Source organism: Tenacibaculum sp. TB-56, assembly GCF_059716275.2.
Genome location: NZ_CM201367.1, coordinates 328396 through 351812 on the forward strand (window position 1 = coordinate 328396; position 23417 = coordinate 351812).

A 23417-nucleotide genomic window follows, 5' to 3' on the forward strand; every position below is an offset into this window, starting at 1 on the left:
GAATAGCCCTAAATACTATTTTCAGTTACCATTTAAAACGTTGGGATGCGGGCTATTTTACATAATGGAGTTATGGCTACCTGGAGTTTACGGAAAAGTACCATAACTACCCGTTATGTAACTTAGCTTTGGGGAGTTTAGTGTTTTTATGATAAAATAAAACGGAATAGCTTGTTGCAGTTTGGTTTGATTTTATGAAAACCAAAGCTGTAATGTGCTATTACCTTAAAGACCAAAAAAACGCTAAACTTGTTAGGTAAGCGGAACAACACAAAAGATATTTCGACTACGCTCAATACAGGCTATGGGTTATTGCTTTTTTTGCAAAAAACTGGGTTTTGTGTTGTGGGGGATTAAAAGAATATAGTTTAAATGCCACTACGCCAACTGGCCTTTTTGCTAAATCTATACACTGGATAGATTCTACACGCTCGATCCGGGTTTTGGGTTGTGGGGAAATTAATAACCGTTATTTATTCTGGTTTACTAAAATCCCGAATAAACCTATTAAATAAATATAGCCTTTATCGATTGCAGTGTAGTTAATTTTTATGCCATCGATCAAAAACACGATTTTGTATCTTCTCTAAAGAATATAAATCAACTACTTTTCCAATATCATAGTCGTCTTCTATAAAAGAAATGCCAATTACTCTTTTTTGATTTAAGTCGAATTTTAATTTTGTTGAAAAGCCAGTATTTACACATCCCATGAAATCACATACTATTGATTCACTTTTTAACAATTCTTCCTTATCTAAAACTAAAATATATTCATGATCACCATAAAACTGGTGTGCACTAATTTTTCCGTGTAGTTTTTCTGTAAATGACTGTTTTGTATGACCATATAGGTTTATATTTTCATTCAAAAGAAGATAAAACTCAAAAGTGCTAAATGATAATACTGCGTACCAAAATTTTTGTAATTCAGATAAGGATTTAACATTTTTGAAATCTGCTATTTCTAACTGTATTTTATCATTCAACATAATATATAATGCTTATTTTTTATTTTTTTTTATTCAATGAGTTGTTTTAAACATAATTATCACAAATTTTTGAGAAATGTTACCTCACAAGCTTTACAAATACGTTGCTCTTGAACATACTCGCTTATATCATACCAACCACCCGTTTTTTGCCAAATGTCTAAACCTCTACCCAAAATTATTTTCCAACCATTATCAGATATGATAGACCTATCATGAATAAAATCATCAAATTCATAAGAAAATATAATGCCCATAGACTCTAAAGAATATGTCATTTGATTAAATGCTTCTTTAACATTTTCTATATAGTCTTCATTATTACTTGTAACTAGATGTAATTTGACTTCTGCATCCGTTTCTTTCTTTTCTGCTATTAATTTTGCAAACTCCATTAAATTCCGCAATTGATAAGGTAATCTTATGTATGGATCTACAAGTGTAATATTTGAGCTGTTTAGCAGGTACGCACCAAATAAATTATCATATGATATACCTGTTTGGTTATCCCTAATGATTTTTTGACCAGGATTTAAATGTATACCTTCTTGTGTTTTATTATTACTTTCATTTGAAACCATTTCAGGCTCATTTTCTTCAGAAACAACGGGCTTTGGTTTGTATTGAATTTCTTCTAAAGTTTCTATGTCAAATGATTCACCTGAAGATTTGCTCACATAACTAAAATCAACTTCTTCAAAAGTTTCATCCATTTTACGTAATTGGTCTTTGACACGTTTCCTATTTTCAATTGCAAAATCTAAAATTTCTTTTGCTTCCATTTCTGAATATACATCATCTGGATAAATGACTTTAATTAAACCTGCATAGGTTTTTGCTATTGATGTTTTATCTCTTGTTGTAATAGAACTGGATAATTCAAAAAACTTCGTGTAATCGTGCGTACGGTCTTCTTTACGCAAGTTTTTTAATATTTCAGCGAGATAATCTACTATGAAACCGTATTCTGAAGTAAACATTTCGTTTCGTAGTTTTTGCACTTCCCAACCCGGTAAATACCCATGCATTCGGTCTAAAAAAGCGGTGTCGTAGTAATCTTTCGGTAGTGCATCAAATAAATCACAATGTTTTAGCATATAAGCTACAGAATGATCTGTATTGCCCACAAAAACCATAGAAGCAGATGCCCCATATACTTGTGTTCCTCTTGAAAATGACTTGTTTGCCATATAGTTTTTCATGATGTCTACTAAACCACGATCGACTCTTTTTGTTTTACCTGCAAATTCATCATAAGCAACTACATCCCAATACCCTACTAAACCAATTTCACCAGAACTGTTGTTAACAAATAACTTTGCTTTAGAAACTTCACCGCCAGATATTAAAATTCCATGTGGTGACATTTCTGAATAGATATGAGATTTACCAGTTCCTTTTGGCCCTAATTCAATCAGGTTATAATTGTTTTCTACGAAAGGTACTAAACGCGTTAGTTGCAAAAGTTTTGATCTAAACGTAAATTCACTCGGATTTAAACCAATAGATTGCATTAGCATATCTATCCATTCTTCTTTTGAAAACTCTTTTCGTGTACTTTTATATTCCTCAATATCTACATTGGATACCTGAATTGGTTTTAAGTTTTCAACAAACCAAGGAATATGATCTCTTTCGTCAGAAGGTGAGTACCCTAAAGTAAGGATGCACCAAACACCGCTTGATAACAATTTTTGATGTTCTTTTATGATGCTGTCTGAAATTGGTATTCTAGTCAGTCCTAAATTAGCGAAAGACGCTTCATACCTGTCTTGACGATCATTTAATTGTACAGCTATTTTATCAATAATTCTATGTGACCCTTTTTCTCGAATAATAGATTTTATAATTTGGGATTCCTCGCGATGTACAAAATGTTTAGCTATAATAGTTTTGACTGTTTCAACCCCTTGAATAATCGTTTCTTCATCATCAGTCGCACAATATTGACCTAATAGATATTCTAAAACGTAAGTGGGTACAATAGCATTACCTTTAACCAGTTTTGTTAAATCTTTACGGACTACTTTACCTGCGAAGTGGGTGTTTATTTTTTCATTTAATGTTTTCATATCCATTAGCTATTAGTTACTAGCGACTAGTTACTAGTTAAAATCCGTCAAAATCAGTTGTAAATGATATGTTAAGCGTATAGTAATATTCTTTATATACTTTCCATTTATTTGAACGATCCATAGGTTCTTCGAGGACTAATTTTACACGTTGGTTTTTATATTTACCGCTTGCCAATGCTGTTAATTGAAATCTGTGTTTCACTTCACGTTGCCTTTGGTTTTCATCTTCGCTATTAAATACGTATTTAAACTGGTCACTTAATAGCGTATTATCTTCAGCGAATAAGGCTGCTCGTATGGTTCTGCCTAAACTGTTTTTAGTTACTGCATTCATTTGGATAAATGAAACAGGCAATAAATTGGTTGTTATTTTATCTGTTGATTTAATAATATCAATTTCTACAGATGCTGTGGTGTCTTGTCTTTTTTTGTTGACCTTTATTACCGGAATAACAATTTCTTGTAGCGAGGTGCCTCCATGAACGAATTTAGAACCTGCTCCTTTTACTCGCAGTCTGTTTACTGATTTTGGAATTAAAACATCTCCAGAACTTGTAAGTCCTAATTGTTTTTGTGTAAACTGTTTTACAGTGTCGTTAGCGGTTATATCATTGCCTAAAACAAAGCGTCTATTGTATTTCACGACATCACCTTTTACTTCTAATTTTATATAATCACTTTCAGCAATATTTTGATACTGATATAAGAAACCATGATCTGAAGTGATGAGCATGTTATTACCATTCATATTGGCAATTTTCTTCAGCATTTCCATAAAGAAGTCCAATTCATCTTCAACTGCATCAAACACCTTATCTTCGGTTGTTTTATCATCTCCAGTTTTATCAATTCGATTATGATAGATGTAAATAACATCATATTGTTTTACGAACTCCCTTCCATCTGTATTGGCATTTAATTGCATGAAATCTTCCGCTTTTATTGCCGTAGCTCTTGCTTCTGAATTTTGTTGTAAAATTTTTGCTCTTCCAACAACACCAGAAGCAGATATGCCATCCACACTTACGGCATCGCTACCTTCATCAATTTTTATTTCTGTATTGGGAAGCAATGACGCCATACCTAATTGCGTATAGGAAGGTATTGAAGCTACCATACCTTGTATTGAGGCATCATAGCGATTTTCTTTTACTAAAAGGCTATTTAATTCTGCCCCACATTCGTAACGAAGCGCATCTGAAATAATCACAAAAACGCGTTGATTCTTATCAACAAATGGTTTTACGTGCTGCTTATAAAATTGGCGTTGGGCATAACTTTCGTTAATTGGCCAAGTATTAACATTATTAACGACTTCTTGCCATTGGTTATTAGATTTTAATAACCAAGTATTTGCATATAGTTTTTCTATAGTATTTGCTAACTCTCCTAAAATACTATCGTGGTTCGATTTTCTATACCATAGTATGAACTTACGATACAAATAGTCTATTTCATAATAGGTATTGGTATAGTTTTGTAGACCATCGGTAATGGATTTAAAAATACTTTGTGTGGTTTTTATTTTATCCTGTAATTGTGAAGCAAATGCTATGCATTGGTAGTAGGGTTCGAAAGTTGTATACCAAAATTTATTTTCTCTAGACTTAATGCTTGTTTGAATACTCTCATTTGATATACTTTCGTCAATTAATCGATGAACCAATTCGTGAATTATTTTTTTATCTATTAATTTGAATAGATCTTCTTCTAGAATTGTTTCAAGGTTTATGGTATTTAATTGGTCTTCTATGTTTAAATCTACAGCAATTCTTTCTGAAATGGTATTGAACCCTGTTCTATAAGTGATGGTGTCTTTCCAAAGCGACAGTAACAATTTAGACTCTTTTGATAATTTAGATGTTTCCGTTGTAATGACACTATTACTAAAGGCTTCAATTAAGAAATCATAAATTTTAGGTGCTTTATTTTGGTACTTAAACTTATCATTAATTTCATTCCAATAGAAATCCACTAAATTGTAACGCTCCAGATCACGATCCATTTTTTCGTTGCCATTGGCAAATGCGGTTCCATGTGCATGAATAAAGGTATTAAGGTTAACATGTTCTGTATTAAACACTACTGCCAGCATTTTATAGCGAATATCATTATGGCTATCGCCATTACCTAATAGACTTTTTAAATTGTCTAAACGCTCTTTAGATTTAAAAAACAATAGATGCTTCGCCACTAATGCTTTAAAATTGAAGTCTAACCCTAATTCTTGTAATATAATGGCTTCTTGATCTGTATGGAATTGGTGGTAGGCCAACTCTAAATCCAACAACCAGTTTTCGTTGTTTTTTGGTTTTTTGGTATTAAAGTACAGTAAGTATTTTTCTTCAGATGATTTAGTTGTTACACGGTGTTTTACTTCAAATTCATTACCGTTAACGTGAATTTTCTCAATAGTATTAAATACTAAATTTTCAAAATCTTCTTTGAGTTCACTGTTCTCATCATACCAAAATATGACATCGTGGGATTTAAATTTATGCTCTAATGCTTCTTGTATTTTTTGGCTCATTTTTTATAGTTCAATTTTAAAAACACGTATTACTTTTGACCACCCATTAATCCATGCTCCCTTCGTTTTTGTTTCTTCTAACAATACCATGCCTTTATTGAGTATTAATTTGGATACAAAAAGATTTATTCTTTCCGTTTTAGCAACATCAATATATGGACTACTTAATATTATATATTGAATTCCTGTAAAGCTTTGCTCAATCTTATTGATGAGAGACGATAAATTAAAGAAATCCATATCAATAACATTAGAAAATAAATGCACGTTTACAACATTTGGTATTGATTCTTCTTTTAAATCAGATACCTCTAACTCATCAAACCCTTTATTTATAGTTTTAATGTTTTCAACATCGTTGCTAACATGAAGTGACGCCCTTTTTAAAGCACACTCTGAAGGCTCTATTAGTGTTACAGATTTTACTACGCTTGCGCCAAAAGTATCTATGAACATTTTAGAAGCAATACCTTGACCACAACCCCAATCAATTAGTTTAACTTTTTTAAAATCAGCAGTGTTAATTATTTTAAATGCATCTTTGAGTTTAGCAATATGCTTTTTACCGTGCGCATACATATAAGCTAATAATTGTTTTTCAGATGCTAAAATAGCTGTACCACGACCTAATGAATAAAATATTTCATTAGACTGAATTGGCATATAAAGTCTTTTATTTAATTCCTGTATCTCAGAAATATTTAAGTTGTTACCGTTTAATTTTAATGCATAATCTGTGTTTTGCTCTAAAAGGAAACCCGTGATGTAAGATGAAGGGATTTCGTGTCTTTCGAGAAACCTATCCAGTAAATTCTGAATGTTGGTGTAGGGATCTGTTTTATAATCTAAATCAACTGCAAAAATATCCTCAATAAACTTATCATTTAAAAACGCATATGTTTTAGAGTTGTAGCTTGTCTTTATTTTTTCTTTAAGAATTAATACATCTTCCCGAGCAAATTCAGCAAAGTATTTAACAAAAAGGGCATAAAAATATACTAATATCGCGATAGGTTCTTTATTGCTATCTGTGTCATTTTTATAGGTTTCTTCGAGTAAATTAAGCATTGCATCGTAAGCATTTATAAAATCATGCGATGAGCGTGATAACATAAACAATGCACTAGCTTTTATTAGATTTGATTGGTTTAAGTTTTTTTCAACTAATAATCTATAAAACTGCTGGAATACAAATAAGTCACCCAATCTAACCGATGTATTTAAAACGAGGTTTACATAGGCTTCATTTTTTTTAGCATTAAAATCTAACGCTCTTATCGTATTTATGCGTAATGCGAGCCTGCTAAATTCTTCTCTGTTTTTTGAAATATTTTCGTGATTTGACAAGCTATAATTGTCATATATTTTATCAAAATTAGAATTGATGAATTCGTGTAAACTATCTGGGTTGCTTAAAGCATTATTATAAGATTGTATAAAACTCATGTAATTACTCTTGGTTTGAAAGTATGTATTGAATGATTTCTTTTTTTAGAGTAATATTTTTAGGTATTTCTATATTTAACTCATTTGCTAACTTTTTCAATTTTTCTATGGTAAAGCTTCTTTTACTTAACTCATCAGCATTATAAACTCTATTTTTTAATTTGGATTCTTCATTTAAATTTGAGTTAATTTCAACTTCTGCATTTTTGGTATTTGTACCACTAAATAAATCAGGCTTGTCATTTATAGGCTCTTCTTTTTGTTCTTCATTTGTTCTACTTTTTTCTTTAACAAGCTCAACAACATTTGTACTTAAAACTGTTTCTTTCGATTTGGTTTCATTCTTTACCTCATCAGTTATGACTGTTGGGGTGCTAAATTTTTCATCGTCCTTTATTTGATAAAGTGCTTCGCTGTCTGACCTAACATTTTCGATTAAACTGTTTAGTTTAGGATTTATAAGTGTGTTTAATTTATCTGATAACTTATTATCATCTATAGTAAATAATTCAGTCGGAAACCATTTTGAAACTTCTTTTATTAAGGCATCAATAATGTTAGTTTTTTGAAGTTTATAATCCACTTTTTTGTAAGGATAGTAATCGCTTAAAACCTTTATATACTTATATTTCGGGTTTCTTTTAGATATAGCTTGACTTGAGAGAAAATTAACACTCAAATATTCGAAATCATTACTAATTGTTTTGTTATGAAATGCGTATTGATATATAGATTCAATTGTGTAAAAATCTATTTTTGAGTTTAAATCAAATTTCACCTGTATTTTCTCATTATTAATTTTATAATAATTCCTTAATGTGTTATAACCAACATACAATCCATAAATTAAAGCTATTTCTTCACTGATATCTTCTTCAAGATTTGAAAGTAAACTATTAATTAAGTCTTCGACACTTTTAGAACTGTCTTTGCCAAAGGATTCTAAAATGGCTAATTTAAAGGTCAGTGAATTTTTAGGTAGGTTATTTAAATCTATAACACCAAATTTAGACTTTAATTGAATGCATTCCTGTTTAGATACGTTCTCAATTAGAGGCATGTTAATTTGCTTTGCTAGGTAATTAACAATCCTTGAATCACCTTTAAAAATATCATGGAACCGATCATCTACGGTACTATTATTCTTTTTAATGTCAGATGCAATTCTCTTATTGAAATAGGCTAATGTTGAGAAATAGCTTTCAGAAAAGTTAATCTGATTTTCAGAATTAATAGCCGCACTAACTTTTAGAAATGCCAAACCACCTAATAAACGATCAAAGCGTTTTAGCATAACTTCTAATTCTTTAGTTTGATCTTTTTTAGCGCTATGTGTAAACGGAAACTCTTCTGCTATTTCAGAATCCTCTTTTTCTGCATAGTTTATTGCCCATTTAGGCACAAATGCTACAGTACTGTTAATATTCCAGATTACCGTATCGGCTTTTTCTTTGTCTTCAAAATAGATTGCTTTTATACGAGATATTGGTATCGCTGTATGACATAAAAAAAAGTCTGTTGACATTATTCGTTCTAATGCCTTGTCTTCATTATTGTTTAGAACTATTTCAATAGAACAATCACTGGTTTTATTCCATTTTTTTAAGGATAAAATAATTTGATTACCACTATTACTCTGGAAATCATGTTCTCTATTTTTTATCAAGTTTGCTGGACGCATAATGCCATCTACCAAATAATGAGGTAGTGTGTTGGTGTTGAGGTGTATATAATACTTGTTTTCCATTTTTTATTTTTTAAAAAGGAAGATCGTCATCGTCTTCTATTATTCTTCTGGTTGGTGCTGCAGTTCTTAAATAACTTTTATCTACCTCAACAATACCATCACGTATTTGATTTTGAATAAAAGGAATGCTCGAATTACCGTTTACAGTTGGTCTGTGATCTATTAAGATTAAATTTCTTCTCGTTCTTGTAAATACTACATAGTAGTCTTTTTCTGTAACCACATGTAAACCATTAATAAAATCCTGGTATTTATTAAAATTAGGTATTATAACGGTATCAAACTCGAGTCCTTTACAAGACTTATAAGTGGTTACGTGAATATTTTCTATAGTATTCATTTCTTCTTCTGTATTTACATACATACTGCATGTATAACCACTGTTTTGTAATTCACTATGCCAATAACGCACATGACCTTCTAATGGTACTAAAACTGCGATATTATGTGTGTTACTTTGAAATGTATCGATAACATCTTTAATAATTTGTGTTTGGTTGCCATTAATGCCGTCACTACAAATTAATTGCGGTTTTGGACCATTAGACTGACCGTTTGAAATTATAGTTTGTGGGAATAATGACCGTACAAAACGTACCACTTCATTAGTGTTTCTATAATTTGCATGTAAAGTGAATCTAGGGTTATTAAAGAGCTCTTGTAATTGTGCCTCTGTAGTGGCTCTATTTGGATATAATATTTGGTTATCATCTGCAGTGTAAGAGACCATATTGGTTAAACTATCTATTTGCTCGTAACGGTATCTGCTTACATCTTGGGCTTCATCAATAATTATTTCGTCGTATTCGTCTGTAGCTTCATTGGTTGTCCACCAATACGTTCTATTTACATTGGAACCAGCTGCAGGATTTTCAGAGCTAGCAGATGACGCCAAATAGCTTTCTAAAGACACGGTGTAGGTTAATAGCAAACTATGTCTTCTGCCCATACCATGGTTTTGAATGTGACGCCACAACGAGACTACACTTTTTCCTGTACCAGGACCACCAGAAACGGCAATAGCATTAGGTTCGTTTAAAACCGCTTGTTGCTCTATGGTTAAGTCTGTTAATACCGGAAGTCTAAAATAATATGCCATATTTAATCCTTTTAATTACCAACTATGGTATCTGCAAATTGGTTTTCTTTATGTTTTTTGTAATTTTTTAATGCTAACTCTTTAGAGGTATTTGCATAGCAATACACACACTCATGCGGACAGGTATTATATTGCCCAATATCTTTACTCATTATACAACCACAAGCTTCGCGTTGCCCTTTGTCTTTTAGCACTTTTGTTTTTTGAATTGTATTTGATGTTTCAAACAAGGTTGCTTCTTCAAATTTTACTCCTAAAAAATCCATTAATGCCTTATCGTTACTAAATAATTCTATCATCAAGTCGTCGTCAACACATTTATTGTGTTTTACACCATACTGTTCTAATGGTATTTTTTCGGCACAGGTGGCTATTTCCAGATTCCAACTTTTGTTTAGTTCTTGAAGTCCTTTTGCGAATTGATGCATGGTATCTTGTGTGAACTCTACATAATTGATACTTTCTTTTTTAAGGTTATTTGCCACTTTTTTGTAAATAGCTATATCAGCAAAACTGAACACTAATTTTCTGGTATAGTCTTTTAACTGATCGCCAATGTTTTTTACGCGTTTCAGTAATTCATCAACATCAATTTCAGCAGTCAAAATCATAGGATCAAAGCGCCAAACCACACGTTCTTTCCCAATACGATTAGACAGATCAATAAACGATTTAATACGGCTTTCCAGTCTAGGTACTTTGCCTTCAAAACCTTCCTTATCGTAATCGTTTAACGAAAATTGGAAATAGTAATTTTGTACATGCTCCTCTAAAAAATCGATATGTTTCATAATGGGTTTTGGATTTTTTGTCCAAAACACAACACATCTTGTATTTTTAAAAGCGACATACGAAGGCACACCATTAAATGGATTCATCCATTTTACGTAACCTTTTTTCCAACGCTCCACAAACCAATCGGCATAGAAGGTTGGGATGTCTGTAGAGCGACTTGCAGAAATAATTACCGGTGCTTGGGCGCTAACCATGTCGCCATCATCATTTTGTATGTCTATTTTTTTCCACATTATTTTATCACTCTAAAGGTTAAATTCACACGCTCTTGCGTTATGGTTTTGCTTTTTGGTATTTGGTGTTTCCAGAAATGTTGTAATTCGCCTTGCATGATTAATAAACTGCCATGTTTTAACAGAATATCAATACGCTCATTAGTGACTTTATGTTTTAGTTGAAACTTACGTTCTGCACCAAAATTTACGGATGCTATTACAGGATTTTCACCCAGTTCTTTTTCGGCATCTGTATGCCATGAAATGGAATCGTTACCATCGCGATAGCGGTTTAACAGCACACTATTAAAAACCACACCGGCTTTAGGTTCTATATCTGCTTTAATTTTTGATAAACCGGGACTCCAAGGATGCGGTTGTAGGGTAATGCCAGAAAAACTATAGGGTTTGTCATTATCACCATACCAAGCTGTTAAACGTGGAAACGGGATTTCCTTGCCATACATTTTCATAGACTCTTGTTTCCATTTAATATCGCTTATTAAACGTTTTAAATAAGTATCTGCTGTGGCTTTATCATAAAAATTTGGAATATAAATGTATTCCCCATTATTTATTTTTATGGGTTCGCCATAAACAGGTTCATTTGAAAAGATGTCTATTTGATCCATAAAATTATGCTTTAATCATTTTCAGTTGCTTCTTTATATAAATACAAATCAAGAACTGCCATATTATCCATGTTAGATTCTCTAGCTATTTCTTTTAAAAAACTATTGACTGCTTTATACTTTTCTCCCTTGGAAATTCTTTTTGGGATTTCAATCCCATAATTTACTAAAACATCATCAATTTTTTTATTTCTTATTGAATATTCCTTTGGATTGTGAATTGTTAATATTTTTGAAACCATAGCTTCAGCAACACCACGAATTTTTAAATCTCCGGATAGCACTTCGTTAATTCTTAAAGCAATATCTATACTGTCATCACAAAGATATTTTAGCATCCGCCTAAACTTTTTAATCTCTCTTTTAAGTGTTGGTACTGGTATCGCTATTAAATGGCCTAACTCCCATATGGCAAAAAATGCATCTACATCTACATTTTTAAATGCAGGATAATCTAGACTTTCGCGAAGCCTTTTTACATTTTCTTGACGTTCTGCTTTGTGTTGTCTATAGATTGGTTGCTTGCGATGCCATTTCAAAACTTCTATGAGCTCGGTTCTAGCAGCCATGGTGACTTCATGTTCTTCCTTTAATTTTTTCTTTAGCCTTTGCGCTACTTTTTCATCTTTCAGCTTTCGTTCTTTCCGTTTTATAAAACTTTTTTCATACTCTTTTAAAAAGCTTTCTGTGATACTGAAGGCATCCTCGTTTAAATTTTCAAACCATTTTACAAGTTTTTTACAATCGGTTTGGTTCTCTATTTTATAGCTTAATTCAATGTTTTTTGACAATCCACTATTAGTGCAATTGGCAGAACCTATAAATGCGATATAATTTGAACCTTTTCTTATGAGGTATACTTTGGGATGATAAAATTCTTTTTCTGTATAAATTCGAGATTGAATTTTGTCTTTTACTTCCAGTCTATATAATTTTTTTAGTGCATTAGGTTCTGTAGGCAGGTTTATGCCTATCAAATAATTTTGAGCTGCATCTTCTGGTACTTGATTCAATATAAAATCCAAAGCATTGGTTGTTATCAAAGCAACTGCTATCCATACTTCATCAGCACTTTTAAGTTCCTTAAGCAAGGACGTTTTTAAATTTTGTATGATACTACTCATCGATTATCGTATTTCCGTTACATCTATCCAATCAAATTTTCTCACTTTGTCTTTGGCTTTTTTGTCGTTAAGACCTTTTACTTCTTTAATAATCTTACCAAACTTGTTGTAGTTAACCAATACGCCATCATCTAAATCGATGCTGATGCGTTCTGTGGCTAGTTTGTAAAGTTCGCGTTCGTATTCTTGTAATTCCAGTAATACTTTGTGTATGCGGTCTTCTTCTTTTTGTGCTAGGGTTTGCTCTCTGGCGGTACCTACATTTTTAATATGCGCTTGTCGGTCTAACTCTGCGGTTAGTTTTTCGCGGTAGTCTTTTAAGTAACCGTTTAGTATTTGGTTTAGGGTATCTGGTGTGTAACGGTGCATGTAAATGAGTACATTAAACGCACCAGAAGGCGATGAGAACATCCAGTAAATTGGGCGTTTTTTATAACGCTTCCAATGGTCATTGTAAAAATCTTTTAAGAAATATTTACGGATGTCTTTACCCAAACACTCTTCTACAAACGCTAGGTTTTTCTCGAAGTTGGGTTTACCAAAGGTGACTTTTAAAAACTCGTAAAAACGCCCTACAATGTCATCTTCAAACCATTCGTTGTCTAGGATTGGGATGATGTTGTCGTCGTCGGGAAGGAATGAGGTCTCGACTGCGCTCGAGCTGACAGCTTTAAGGTAGTCTTCTAGGGTTTCACCTTGGTTGGCGAGGATAAGACCAGGTTGGTCTAGACTGTAGCGCCCAAACATACAACCTACTGCATAGCTAACAAATTGTTGCAACACCTCTTTGGCATTAAACACCAACTCACCATTTACAATGTCTGTTTCTTCTTTTAAAATGGTAATGTATTCTAACGGCACGTCTGGTGTAAGCTCGTCTTGTAAGCCGTAAATGTCTATAAACTGTTTGTTAAGGGCTTCTTCATTTTTGTGCAACTCAAAAAACTTGTTTTGCCAATAGTGGCAATAGCTATCATAGGCTTCCTCTATGTCTTGACCATTGATGCGGATGAGTTCGTTTTGTTGGAAATCCCATGAGGTTTCTCGAGAATTCCATTCATTTTTAGATATTAAACAACATTCTTTCGAAAGTTCAATAATAACTTCATTTGACTTATTATAAAATGGAATACTTTTTATATCTCCAACTTGATAATTAAGAGTTGGTGCTAATACCTTCAAAAATTCAAAGCTAACATTAGAATTTAAATAAGCCATTAACAAAAATCTATCAACCTTTGGAAATAATGAAGAGCCTGCAACATCAAAAATAAATCCGTCAGGATATAACCTAGCACCAAAAGTCCCTGCACTTATAAATGACCAAGATATTGAAGGTTTAAAATAGTAGATTTCATTTTGAGGTCTTGAACGTAATTTGCCTTTATCATTTTTAAAATTTTTAATTTCATAACCGTCATTTTTCCAATTTACGACCAATTCCTGATTACCAAACCATTTTCTAAAATCTCCTCCCTTATTGTAAGGATACCAATGAACTGTAAAACTGTCTTCTGATATTTCACTCCAAAACCTTGTAAATTTGCTGTTATCTCCAGTTTGTAAGCCAACTTTTATTTCAGACTCATCATCAATAAAATGGTTTTGGTTAAATACCTTTAGCTTATTCTCACTCAACCAATACCCAATCGGACTACCAGGTATTTTCTCAAAATCTTTTTGGTTTGCTTTGTAAAACCAACCACAATTATGGTTTAGTATGGCTTCTTTGGTTTTGTCTCGTTTTAAGGTCGTATGGTTGTCGTCAACTAATCTAATATAGCTGCTGTTTGTATTTGATTTTTTATTTACCAAAGAAAACGCTGCATTTTGCACCACTTCGCCTCCAATTTCTGGAAAGGTTCTAGCTCCTAAATGTAGTAAGGTATCAATATGTGTTTGCTTAATGAGTTTTTTACGTAGTTTTTCGTAACTACTTAAAAACATCCAAGAATGTTGGTTAATCATGCCTAAATAACCTTTAGGCTGTAGTGCTTTTAAACCAGCTTCCATGAAACACGCCATTAAATCGGCTTTACTGTCTGGGTAATTGGTTTTTACAAAGTCACCTAAAGGTTTGTTCATATTACCACCACCCATATATGGTGGGTTGTCTACCACGCAATGGTATTTTTTGCTTAAGGCTATTAACTGTTGGCAACTTGTAATAAGCTGTTGTATGTTGTCTTGAAGAAATAGGTCAGCACTTTGTTTTTTTTTGTTAAGCGTGTTTTGTGTTTCTTCTAAAACTTTAGTACTGATATGCGGTATAATTAATGAGCCTAAATTGGTAGCTTGTTGTATGTTTTGTAAATCGTGTAATAATTCATCTGTTAGTTTAATGTTACAAGCTTTAAAGGTGTCTTTAATCTCGTCTGTGGTGAGTTTTAAATCTTGATAACATAAAATATTTGGGGTAATTTCTTTTTTAAACACTCTACGTTGGTAACTGCGTGCTTTTAACATAAGGGCTAAACCTGCTAATTGTGCTGCACGCTCGTCAATTTCAAAACCAAACAAGTTTTTTTCTATAATGAGTTTTGGTATTTCACTTTCGTTATAGCCTTCTTCTTCATAAATTTTGGATAGCAGCTCAAAACCATACACCAAAATATGCCCAGAACCACAGGCTTGGTCTAATAGGGTAATCTCCTCAACCGAGTTTATTTTTAAATAATCGTCACTTTCTACAGATGGCGACTCTATAAAATAAGGCATGTGCTCTCGCAAGTTGGATTTTGGGTTGTTCTGTAACCACAGTTTCCCCACCGTATTTTGTACCATGTATTCTACAATCCAACGCGGTGTAAACAATTGCGTTGCTGCAGGAATGTCTTCTTTTTTCACTTTGCCTTTAGCTGCAAATACTTCATCTTTCTTTTCAGAAATATAAAACTGGTACAGCCAGCCTAAAATTTCTACTTCTTGGCAGTCTTGGGGTAACATGCCTTGTTTAATGTCTTCTATAATAGAAAAGCTAGAAATGAGGTCGTCTGGTAAGAGCAGCTCCGAGTAATCGTTAATACGCTCAAACAAAAACGGAAACACCGTATGCAAATGGTTACAAGCACCAACTAACAACTCTCTATAGGCTTCGTTTTGGGCATTGCTACTTGGTATGGTACCATCTAGTATTTGGTAAATACGTTGGTGATTTACGGGTAACTCTTGCGGGATGTTGCCAGCTTTGGCTTCTTGCAACAACTCTGGCAAGGTGGCATTAGTGGCTGGTGATACGACTTTTATGCCTATGGGTTCGTAACCGTTTACATCCATAAACCGTAAGGCTACCAAACGGTTAAACCAGGTGTAAGCAACCGTATCTATAACCTGTTGCTTATTACTTTTATTAATGGCTTCTTGCAACTGTTGTATTTGGTTGGCTTTTTCGCGTAACTCTGCCGAGTCGGTAGTGAGTACCTTTTCGAGTTTTGCGCCAATTTGGTCCAGTAGTTTTAAGCGTGCTGCTTGTGCGAAGCGTTTTAGTTGGTTTGTATTCATTAATACGTTCTTTAAATTGGTGGTAATGGCTAAACAGTTTCTAAAATTTCTTCTTCCTCTTCAATATCTTCTATCTCTTTAGGTACTTTATAATGTTGGTCTATTCCCCATCTATCTATAATCCATTTATTAAGTGTATCTTTTCTTTGTTTACAGCTTTCTGTTGTCCAATCTGCAAACTCTGCAATTTTACGCTCTTGTCGTATGTCTGAATTGGCATAGCAATGTCCTATTCCTGCTTCTCCCTTCTTTCTGGAAAACTCGAAATTTAAATAATGAGAATTGTCTTTGGTTAAAACAATGTTTGAGATGTCGTGTAGATAGGTTTCAATGTCTTCATCTGTCCATTGTTGTTTCCATATAGAATCCTCTTTTGGTGTTTGTGGTAAAATATGCTCAAAAGTGGCATCGGTTAATTCGTCCCAAGCTAGTTTAGGCTTGGCGCCTTTTCCTTCTTCTGTCAGTAAATCTAGTTCGTATTCATACAATGTATATCGTAATAATCGTCTCCAATGATACCAATCGTAAAAATCTTCTTTAAGTTCTTTTCTAAAGCTATTTTCATTAGAATACCAATTAATGGTACCTAAAATCCATTCAGTTACTGCTTCAATATCATGTTTTTTTGAAAAGATATCATCTGCCCATCTGTAAAATTTAGAAAGTCCTGCATTACTACGTTTCCCTTGCCATAAAAACACGCGATACGAAAATAGCTCTAATGCTTTTAGTAAGTTAATATATTTGTCATGAGGAATTTCATCTGCCATAACACCCAAACGAGTAGCTACCATAAGTGGTAAAAAATTTGCTATGTTACCCGCATTTTTAATTTTAGTTAACCATTTAAATTCATCTACAATTGGTGAACTTTTAGAAGGCTGTATAATAGCAGCATAATGCATAGAAATTTCTGCTAATCCTGAAGTAAACTGGTTTATAAACTGTTGGGTATCTGCTTTCGTTTTTATAGAAAAGTCTCTTAATGGAATAACATCATTGTCCTTAAAGCCTTTATAACCCTTCCAGTTTTTTGGTGTGTGCGAATGATATAATGTCCACGCTATTCTTAAACATTGATTTTCGCTACCATTACATTTTGCAATATTAGTGTATACCTCTTTCCAAGATTTATTAATCGTATTGGTAACATCCTCTTTTTCGTTTTCTTGTGTGATATTTCTATACACCCAATGCATCAGGTAGTTTTTTAATAACTCTAACGCTGAAAGTCCTTTCCCTCTGGAATTCATGAGCTCAAAAGTCATCCCAATTTCACTTTCAACTTCAATAGGATAAAACGAAAAATTAAGTTTGCGTATAATGGCATCAAATACATCTTTTAGATAACTTACACCTTCAGTACCTTTTGAATCTAATTGCTGTTGAATATGTGATTTAAGGTAATTGTGAGCCTCTAAAAGTCTTTTTTGATGTACCGTTATTGCAGCAACGTTTGTTGTACCTTTTGAGATAAGGTCAAAAAAGAAATCTGAAGTATCGTTATTTAAAATAAGGCGACTTTTAGTTCCTGAAAACAAAAGTGGTAATTTAGTGTCATAATCTTTTTCTCCTTGCTTTATTAATTCTTTCAATATAATAGACAAATAAAGACTTGACGTTGTTAATCTTTGTTGACCATCTACAACATCAACTAGTTCCAGTCTATCAATTCCATAATATTCTGTAGGCTTTTCTTTAGATTGATAAATAACAATGGTACCTGTATAATGATTAATTATTTTATCATCAATTAAAGCATCTATATCTTGAACAAAGTCTTTCCATTGTTGTTCTTCCCAAGCATAACCTCTTTGATAGTCAGGTATTTTGAGTATTTTTCCCTCTAAAATATTTGATAATGTTTTTTTTTCCATTGAAAGCGGTTCCGTTGATTGATTATAGTGTTATTCTAATATTGTCTTTTATTCTTTTTAAATAGGCTTCTTTTACGGCTTCTATATAGGCTAACACATCGGCTTCGGTGTGCAGTTCTTTTTTATCAAAATCGATATGTACGTTAGATCTACGAATGTATTTTGTAGTAGGTTCTGCTGCCTTACCATCTTCTTGAGGTTTCGCTAAATAAGTCGCCATGAGGTTTAAGGCGGCTGTATGCAACTCGGATAACTGATTGTAACTTTGGCGGATGTTAGCGATAAATCGCTCGTCTTTTAAGGCTTTTTTACGTTGCTCTAAACCTGTAATGGTTTGCTGTTGTTGTGTAGTCTCTAACGCCTTGTATTCTTTACGTGAAGTAATATCTGTAATTAAGTCTTCTGCCTTTTTTGTAGCCTTTTCTTTTTCTTCCTCAATTAGCGTTAATACTTTAGTTGCTAATTGGTCTTTGGCTGCTTTAGCTAACTGTACGCCATTGCCTTTATAAGGTGTGTTACTCGTTAAAAGAGTTTTTAAAATATCTAGTTCATCGCCTTGAATGTAATCGAAATTAGCCGTGTTACCATCGAGCAATTTTTTAACCTGATCGTAAATATTACGTTGCTCACCATTCATAAATCTCTTGATAGGATCTAGCAAATCTTCTTTAGTATCTAGTAAAGCATCTTCAAAATCGTTGGTATTGATTAAGAAATAGGCGTACTCCTTTTTAGACCACTTTGCTAACTGGTCTGCAAAAGTTTCTAAACTGCTTAAAAATGGATAGTCTCGTTTACTTGCCAATAGTTGACTGACTTGTATAGACATGTCCTTTAGTTTTTCTTTGAATGCAGTCGCAACATCTTTTGCTTCGCGGAAGGCGCAGCTTTCATCAAACGCATCTTTATAGATGTCTTTTAATTTTTTTACTGTAGCATCATTAAAGGTTGCTTGTGGTTCTAATAAAGTATTGCCATGGTTTGAGCTGTTTAATAGGGCATTTAACACCTCATCATTTTCTAATAAATTGGCATTTTGTGTTAATTCTATTTTACCACGTTTATACAATTTGGCAATGGTAGTCCACACCGCATTAGGGTACCAACCATACGGTTTTTTTATAAACTCATTTTTTACATCATTTAGTGATGTACGGTCGCTTTGTTTTTTACGCCTGTTGATGAGGCTTAATATTTCTGTTTCAGCTTCGGACATGGTGGCATCGTCACCAGAAAATAAATCGTCTTGTTTGGTATGTATGGTTGTTTTAATGGTATCTTCTGTAAACGCCACGCCTTTAAGCATGCGTAAATTAGGATATACGGCAGCCACTAAATTTTGAAATACGTTAATGACTTTGGTTTTACCATCGGCTGTAGAAGACGCTTCTAATTTGCTACCATTTACAAAAGCATTAGATTCTGCCAATGCTTTGTTGGCCAATGTGATTAAGTTCTTTTTACGTGTGACGTTCTGAATGGATTTTTCCTGTAAAATACGTGCTACTTGAGGACTGGTACTGTTACCTCGATTTTGCCTTTCGTACTTTGCCGTTTTTATGTACATGCGTATATCTCGCATAAAGGTTGGACTGGGTGACAACAACAATTTCATGGCAGTACTACCCATAGTTTGTGATTGGATATAGGTTTCGTTGTTTTCGAAATCGTCGGTTATGATTTCAATTTCCAGTTCTTTTTCACGGCCTAATATGGTTCCGTTTATTTTACTAGTAAAATCGTAAGCTTGTTTGTTGTTTAGGTATGTAATACGATTGTCTTTGATAATCTCATCAAACAGAATTTCCTTTAATAAGGTGGTTACTGCCTGATCATCAATGTCTGTATTTTTAATTTCTTCTTCAATATCTTTTTCATCATCGGTTAGAAACTCATAGATGTCGCCATTACGTTGTACATAACTTTGGTTCTCTAAAACGGTTAGTGCTTTTTCTATTTTTTCTTCGTGGGCTTTTAAATCGACATTGATATCATCTATCAATAACACCGAAATATTGCGTTTGGTGGTTTTAAAACTATTGAAGTACTTGACTAAAAAGAGCGTTTTTAATACTTTGATTTCGAATGGATCGTTTAGTTGTCGCTCTCCTAATTGTAATGATTGTTGAATGTCTCCACGTAATTCATTACGAATCCCTTGAAACATTAAATCGAAACTTACTAACGCGTTTTCATCTCTCTTTTCTATGGCTTGAATAACCTGTTGAAACACACCAAGCATAGAACGCTCTCCTACGGAAGCATGTTTTCCTTGAAAAGCATTGTGGTTGGATAAAGCAATACGACATTGTTGAAACAAATCGAATTGATACGGTGCAAAGGGAAATTTATTTGCGAAATCCTTATCGCTTTTAAAACCTTTAAACTGCACACCAGCTTCTGAAAAAGACAAGAGCGATTGTAAATGAGCCGCATTGGTTTTATGTGCGTTTTCTAATTGCTTTTGATAGGTATCTTTTTTGTGAAGCAATCGTTTTTCAATTACCTCATCTACATTGGCAGAGGTTAATGGTATTTTTATTTTAAAACGTGCCTGAATACGAGAAAAGTCGTTTTGCTGGCTTTTGTTCATATCACCAACAACCGTTTCCATATCTTCTTGCGAGGTCACTAATATCCAAGAGTTTCCTTTGGTTTTGGTTGCTAAAGTTTCTGCAATAGTTTGCAAGTTAAGCATAAGCTTTGTGTTGTCGCTTATATACTGGCCAACCTCATCTACAAAGAAATTTAAACGGAAGCCTTTGGGTTTCGTGTCAATGTAGCTTTTTACACGATTACAAAAATCTTCAATAGACTGTTTGTTCCTGTCTTCTAATTCATCAAGGATATTTTCATATTTATCAGGACTTTCATTAAAAATTGTTGCTAAAATATCTTTCACCTCAACAACAAAATATTCTAATCGATCTACTTCCCAAGTAATACCGTTTACTTTTTCATACTCTGTTTTAAATTCCTCGTATTTACCTTTGCTATCTAACCACATTTCAAACTCTGCTACATGCGGTTGAAATCCGTAATAGCCTAAATGGTCATAGAATACTTTATAAAATACAGCAAGAATGGCATTAGCGTCTTCTTTACTGGTAATTTGTGCTTGTTGATCTATGTTGAATAGTACAGACTCTGACGGAATACGTGTTGCGTTTAAAATATCGGCTTTTAACATGGCATCGTCGTCTACCTTTTCAGCAAACAATTCACCAGAATGATATCCATCGTATTGTTTGTTTTCTAGTACATAGGAAATCATTTTTAATAAATGTGATTTACCACTACCGAAGAAACCAGAAATCCAAACACCATTGGCACCAGCATAATCATTGTAAGCTTGAAAAAAATCTCTTATTTTTTTAGCAATTTCGTCTGTAATAACGTATTCGGTAACTTCTGTTGCTATATGGTCTCGATCATCTGCTTTGATAACCGTTTCGATAGGTCTATTTATGTCTTTTTCAAAAAAATCTTTGATCATATTTTTGCTTCTATTTTAAAAATATTAAATGCTCTGTAGTAATTGTCGTCTTTTAGTTTGCCAAACAGATTTAACGAATGCCCATTATATTCACCTGGAAAAAAAGCGACAGTTGGTGCTTCTTTTGCAATGTTTTGTAAATTATTTAATACGTTGTGAGACCGTATAAAAGGAAACACCAAGCCAATACCAGTTAAGAAATATACTTTGGCATTACTCGCATCGATTTTCTCTTTAATTAAAGGCATTAATACTTGATGGATGTTTAAAGACGATTGTAAGGCTCTTAAAAACTTGTCTTTGCTTTTTGCTTTTTCAATTTTAAACATGCGCTCCATACCGCCTTTTGCTTCAAGGATTTCGCATGTAAGGTCATATAAGTTTAATTCTAATATTTCTATACCAGAATTTTCTAGTTTTCTTTTTAGTAGTTTTATTTCTTCTCTGCAGTCCAATTCTTGTTCAGCCTCGTAAGCTGCAATAAAGAAAGGAATTTCTCCACCTAAAGATTCCTTATTTAGAAAATTAGAGGATGAAATCACACTATATAAATGTTCAAATTTTTTGTTTAAGCTATTCATAGGCTTCTTGTAATCTTTGTATGTCTATATCTGAATACAGAAACACTTTTAATAATTCTGGATTATCTTTTACTATTGCTTTTTTCGTATCTGACTCTAACAATTGAGGTTGAATGATTCTGGACTTCACATTATTTATTATACCTGCTTGTTCCAACATTTTAAAGGTTACTTGTTTTATTTTCTTTTGTGTTATCTCGGTTAGATTTTCCATTTCTGGATGAAACTCTGCTTTTCTTCTAAAGAAAGATAGATAATCGCCATCGGTAAGTTCATAATCAAAAACCATATATTTTTCTCTTATGACTTCTATTACGAAATCACGTATAAAGTCAAAGTATTTACATACTGCTAAAAAGGCAATTTCGTTTTGTGATTTAAAACTGCCATTTTGCAGCACATTTATTTGATGTTTGGTTAATGTACTTATCCAATTGTTTAGTTCTAATAATAACCGTTTACCGGTTGCAGATTTCCCATTGCCTAAAGTTAATTCAAGATCATGAGTATTATTTGAGGTTTCCGATAAAACGACTGTCACTAAATCTTTAGTTCTTAAAGACGCTGCTGTAAAAGAGAATTTATATTTTTTTTCCACCACCATTAATTCATTAAATCTTTTAGAGGAATATTTAAAGCTTCACTAATTTTTTGATAATTTTTATCACTTGGAATTGACTTCTCTTTTACCCAATTGCTTACGGTTACTTCACTAACACCAATTTTGTTAGCGAGCCATTTTTGTTTTACCCCTTTTAATTTTAAAAGTTCTTTTAGCATATTAAGTTTAATAAAAATTAAAGTTTGCCTTCACATCAAATTTATGGAATTGGGTTTATATAAAAGAGTATTTATCTCACTTATTTAAAAAAAACAGTGATTTTAAGGATTGTATGAAATAAGTACTTTGAAGTTTAAAAAGGTAACATGCCGTTTAACCAGTCTGATTGTTCTGAACATCTGAATATATCTGTTATTTCACCTTGAGTGAATTGGATATAAATGGCATATTTATGACCAGACTTATTACCAGTGAGCACAAAAACGGGTTCGCTACATAAACAACCAGTACATATATTTGTAGAAAGATTTAGATGTGTATCTCCTTTTTTTCGAAGCTCTTTAAAGATTTGCATTTGCTTATAGATGAACGCTGTTTTTTTAATGTCTTCGTAATAGGAATCGTCATCTAACAACTCATTTAGCTTATGGTAGTCCAAATTCTGAAAGGCTTCGAGCACTTGTATAAGGTGTGATTTGACTTTTTCTGAAGTTTCGATATTTTGAACTAGTCCTTGTACTTGCAT

Annotated in this window: 16 protein-coding genes; all 16 read right to left on the reverse strand. The window is 32.9% G+C overall.

Features of this window, described 5'->3' with window-relative positions; translation table 11 throughout:
* Nucleotides 1–542: 542 nt before the first annotated feature.
* The 16 genes from AC3VI6_RS01580 to AC3VI6_RS01655 all read right to left on the reverse strand — a co-directional run bounded on the left by AC3VI6_RS01580 (nucleotide 543) and on the right by AC3VI6_RS01655 (nucleotide 23417).
* Nucleotides 543–992, reverse strand: a complete 450-nt coding sequence (locus AC3VI6_RS01580; RefSeq protein ID WP_482271930.1) for a hypothetical protein — start codon at nucleotides 990–992, stop codon at nucleotides 543–545.
* A 59-nt stretch (nucleotides 993–1051) separates the two neighbouring features.
* Nucleotides 1052–3064 (reverse strand): BREX system Lon protease-like protein BrxL, encoded by a 2013-nt coding sequence (gene brxL, locus AC3VI6_RS01585; RefSeq protein WP_497704924.1) that lies wholly within the window; start codon nucleotides 3062–3064, stop codon nucleotides 1052–1054.
* Nucleotides 3065–3101: 37 nt separating this feature from the next.
* Nucleotides 3102–5597 carry a BREX-1 system phosphatase PglZ type A gene (gene pglZ / locus AC3VI6_RS01590; protein ID WP_497704925.1) on the reverse strand — a complete coding sequence of 832 codons (2496 nt, stop codon included), beginning with the start codon at nucleotides 5595–5597 and terminating at the stop codon, nucleotides 3102–3104.
* A 3-nt stretch (nucleotides 5598–5600) separates the two neighbouring features.
* The gene (locus AC3VI6_RS01595; RefSeq protein WP_497704926.1) at nucleotides 5601–7043 is read right to left on the reverse strand and encodes a hypothetical protein; all 1443 of its coding nucleotides are present in this window, start codon (nucleotides 7041–7043) and stop codon (nucleotides 5601–5603) included.
* Nucleotides 7044–7047: 4 nt separating this feature from the next.
* Nucleotides 7048–8790 (reverse strand): hypothetical protein, encoded by a 1743-nt coding sequence (locus AC3VI6_RS01600; protein ID WP_497704927.1) that lies wholly within the window; start codon nucleotides 8788–8790, stop codon nucleotides 7048–7050.
* Nucleotides 8791–8800: 10 nt separating this feature from the next.
* Nucleotides 8801–9889, reverse strand: a complete 1089-nt coding sequence (locus AC3VI6_RS01605) for a DNA/RNA helicase domain-containing protein (protein ID WP_497704928.1) — start codon at nucleotides 9887–9889, stop codon at nucleotides 8801–8803.
* A gap of 11 nt (nucleotides 9890–9900) precedes the next feature.
* Nucleotides 9901–10917: a DUF1848 domain-containing protein gene (locus AC3VI6_RS01610; protein ID WP_497704929.1), complete on the reverse strand. Its 1017-nt coding sequence runs from the start codon at nucleotides 10915–10917 to the stop codon at nucleotides 9901–9903.
* Nucleotides 10917–11531, reverse strand: coding sequence for an alpha-ketoglutarate-dependent dioxygenase AlkB family protein (locus AC3VI6_RS01615; RefSeq protein ID WP_497704930.1), 615 nt, complete (start codon nucleotides 11529–11531; stop codon nucleotides 10917–10919). The genes AC3VI6_RS01610 and AC3VI6_RS01615 overlap by 1 nt, the downstream gene beginning before the upstream one ends.
* Nucleotides 11532–11542: 11 nt before the next feature.
* Nucleotides 11543–12655, reverse strand: coding sequence for a phospholipase D-like domain-containing protein (locus AC3VI6_RS01620; RefSeq protein ID WP_497704931.1), 1113 nt, complete (start codon nucleotides 12653–12655; stop codon nucleotides 11543–11545).
* 3 nt (nucleotides 12656–12658) lie between these two features.
* Nucleotides 12659–16156, reverse strand: a complete 3498-nt coding sequence (gene pglX / locus AC3VI6_RS01625; RefSeq protein ID WP_497704932.1) for a BREX-1 system adenine-specific DNA-methyltransferase PglX — start codon at nucleotides 16154–16156, stop codon at nucleotides 12659–12661.
* A gap of 29 nt (nucleotides 16157–16185) precedes the next feature.
* Nucleotides 16186–18033 carry a DUF262 domain-containing protein gene (locus AC3VI6_RS01630; protein ID WP_497704933.1) on the reverse strand — a complete coding sequence of 616 codons (1848 nt, stop codon included), beginning with the start codon at nucleotides 18031–18033 and terminating at the stop codon, nucleotides 16186–16188.
* A 22-nt stretch (nucleotides 18034–18055) separates the two neighbouring features.
* Nucleotides 18056–21529, reverse strand: a complete 3474-nt coding sequence (brxC, locus tag AC3VI6_RS01635) for a BREX system P-loop protein BrxC (protein ID WP_497704934.1) — start codon at nucleotides 21527–21529, stop codon at nucleotides 18056–18058.
* On the reverse strand, nucleotides 21526–22110 hold the full coding sequence (locus tag AC3VI6_RS01640) for a DUF1788 domain-containing protein (RefSeq protein WP_286853575.1): 585 nt from the start codon (nucleotides 22108–22110) through the stop codon (nucleotides 21526–21528). The genes brxC and AC3VI6_RS01640 overlap by 4 nt, the downstream gene beginning before the upstream one ends.
* Nucleotides 22103–22708: a BrxA family protein gene (locus AC3VI6_RS01645; RefSeq protein ID WP_520436364.1), complete on the reverse strand. Its 606-nt coding sequence runs from the start codon at nucleotides 22706–22708 to the stop codon at nucleotides 22103–22105. Before AC3VI6_RS01645 ends, AC3VI6_RS01640 begins: the two co-directional genes overlap by 8 nt.
* Nucleotides 22709–22713: 5 nt before the next feature.
* Entirely contained in the window at nucleotides 22714–22890 is a 177-nt protein-coding gene (locus AC3VI6_RS01650; RefSeq protein ID WP_476236966.1) for a helix-turn-helix transcriptional regulator, read from the reverse strand.
* A 134-nt stretch (nucleotides 22891–23024) separates the two neighbouring features.
* Complete coding sequence (locus tag AC3VI6_RS01655; protein WP_497704936.1) at nucleotides 23025–23417, reverse strand: hypothetical protein; 393 nt, start codon at nucleotides 23415–23417, stop codon at nucleotides 23025–23027.

Excerpts from the sequence above, each read along its gene's own strand:
- AC3VI6_RS01580 (WP_482271930.1), bottom strand. The coding sequence starts at position 992 with ATGTTGAATGATAAAATACAGTTAGAAATAGCAGATTTCAAAAATGTT.
- brxL (WP_497704924.1), bottom strand. The coding sequence starts at position 3,064 with ATGAAAACATTAAATGAAAAAATAAACACCCACTTCGCAGGTAAAGTA.
- pglZ (WP_497704925.1), bottom strand. The coding sequence starts at position 5,597 with ATGAGCCAAAAAATACAAGAAGCATTAGAGCATAAATTTAAATCCCAC.
- AC3VI6_RS01595 (WP_497704926.1), bottom strand. The coding sequence starts at position 7,043 with ATGAGTTTTATACAATCTTATAATAATGCTTTAAGCAACCCAGATAGT.
- AC3VI6_RS01600 (WP_497704927.1), bottom strand. The coding sequence starts at position 8,790 with ATGGAAAACAAGTATTATATACACCTCAACACCAACACACTACCTCAT.
- AC3VI6_RS01605 (WP_497704928.1), bottom strand. The coding sequence starts at position 9,889 with ATGGCATATTATTTTAGACTTCCGGTATTAACAGACTTAACCATAGAG.
- AC3VI6_RS01610 (WP_497704929.1), bottom strand. The coding sequence starts at position 10,917 with ATGTGGAAAAAAATAGACATACAAAATGATGATGGCGACATGGTTAGC.
- AC3VI6_RS01615 (WP_497704930.1), bottom strand. The coding sequence starts at position 11,531 with ATGGATCAAATAGACATCTTTTCAAATGAACCTGTTTATGGCGAACCC.
- AC3VI6_RS01620 (WP_497704931.1), bottom strand. The coding sequence starts at position 12,655 with ATGAGTAGTATCATACAAAATTTAAAAACGTCCTTGCTTAAGGAACTT.
- pglX (WP_497704932.1), bottom strand. The coding sequence starts at position 16,156 with ATGAATACAAACCAACTAAAACGCTTCGCACAAGCAGCACGCTTAAAA.
- AC3VI6_RS01630 (WP_497704933.1), bottom strand. The coding sequence starts at position 18,033 with ATGGAAAAAAAAACATTATCAAATATTTTAGAGGGAAAAATACTCAAA.
- brxC (WP_497704934.1), bottom strand. The coding sequence starts at position 21,529 with ATGATCAAAGATTTTTTTGAAAAAGACATAAATAGACCTATCGAAACG.
- AC3VI6_RS01640 (WP_286853575.1), bottom strand. The coding sequence starts at position 22,110 with ATGAATAGCTTAAACAAAAAATTTGAACATTTATATAGTGTGATTTCA.
- AC3VI6_RS01650 (WP_476236966.1), bottom strand. The coding sequence starts at position 22,890 with ATGCTAAAAGAACTTTTAAAATTAAAAGGGGTAAAACAAAAATGGCTC.
- AC3VI6_RS01655 (WP_497704936.1), bottom strand. The coding sequence starts at position 23,417 with ATGCAAGTACAAGGACTAGTTCAAAATATCGAAACTTCAGAAAAAGTC.